Source organism: Streptomyces sp. PH10-H1, assembly GCF_030063355.1.
GTDB lineage: Bacteria > Actinomycetota > Actinomycetes > Streptomycetales > Streptomycetaceae > Actinacidiphila.
Genome location: NZ_JASISZ010000213.1, coordinates 1 through 1,192, shown reverse-complemented (window position 1 = coordinate 1,192; position 1,192 = coordinate 1). Strand labels below are relative to the sequence as shown.

1 protein-coding gene is annotated in these 1,192 nt (G+C 67.7%); it reads right to left on the bottom strand.

What is annotated here, in order from left to right:
• Positions 1-143: 143 nt before the first annotated feature.
• Positions 144-1,192: IS1380 family transposase (locus QMK24_RS41255; protein WP_283472052.1), on the bottom strand; the 1,049-nt coding region annotated here is incomplete at its 5' end.

Genomic DNA, 1,192 nt, shown 5'->3' with positions numbered 1-1,192 from the left:
AGCCTCGATCCACCGCGTGATTTCCGATCTTGGTTTTCGGGTGCCTTTCGCGGTTGTGGGGCAGGCCGGTATCCCGGATGACCGTTCCGGTGGCGGGTTCTCCGAGGTTCCTTGTGGTTGCGAGCGGGCGGTGGAGGTGGTGATCAGGTGACCATGCGGTGGCTGGTGGCGGTCCACAGATCGATGAAGTCGGCTCCCCGGCGCCAGTGTTGAGGCAGGTGCAGGGTGATCGTCCGCGCTCTGGTCGCGATCCGTGCCGGGACGTGGATCAGATGGCGGCGGATCGTGCCGGTCCGAGCCCGGGCGTGGAAGACCGAGGCGAGGTGGCCGGCGGCGCGGGTGAGGTTGTAGGCCGCGGCGGCCAGGGTGAGCCAGGCGGCGTTCGCGGTGAACGCGCCTGAGGGCAGATGAGCGAGGGCGGAGTCCTCCAGGTCGGCGAAGACCTGTTCCACCGCGGCGTGATCGCGGTGCATAGGTTCGGCATCGGTGAGGACGAAGCGGCTGTCGGTGAAGATCGCGTGGTGGCGCCAGACGGCGAACAGCTCGCTCTGCCCGTCCGGCACCGTCTTCGCGTTCAGTCGTTTCACGCGGCGGACGATGAGCCGGGCGGTGGTGTGGAACGCCTTCTTCTTGCTGGTGAAGGCGGTGAAGCCGATCTCGGCGATCTCGGCGTCAGAGATCCAGCGTTGCTCCTCGTCGTCCCAGATCGCGTCGGTGTATTCGATCGGCGTCCAGGCGTCGGCGGGAATCGCCTCGATTGCCGCGCGGATCGTCTTGGTGACCGCGACGGCCAACGAGAAGTGGACGCCGGCCCGGCGGCAGGCGGCGACGACCTTGTGGGAGAAGTATGCGGAGTCCGCGCGCACGACGATCTGTGCGGTGATCCCCATCGCCCGTACCGTGGCCAGGGCCTCGCCCAGCAGACTGGCGGCGCCCTTGCCGGAGCCTGCCGAGCCCTTGCGCAGCCGGGTGGCGACGATGACCGGCGCGCAGGTCTTCGTCTTGACGGTGACGATCTGGAAGTGCAGACCGCGGACCTTGGTGTAGCCGAAGGAGGCGCCCTGCTTGGCCGGGCCGTAGACCTGCTTGACCTTGGAGTCGATGTCGACGAACACCACCTCGTCGTTCTTCGGGACGAGGCCGGTGTGGGCGGCCAGGTTGCAGGTGAACGCGCGTGTCGCCGACTCCAGTT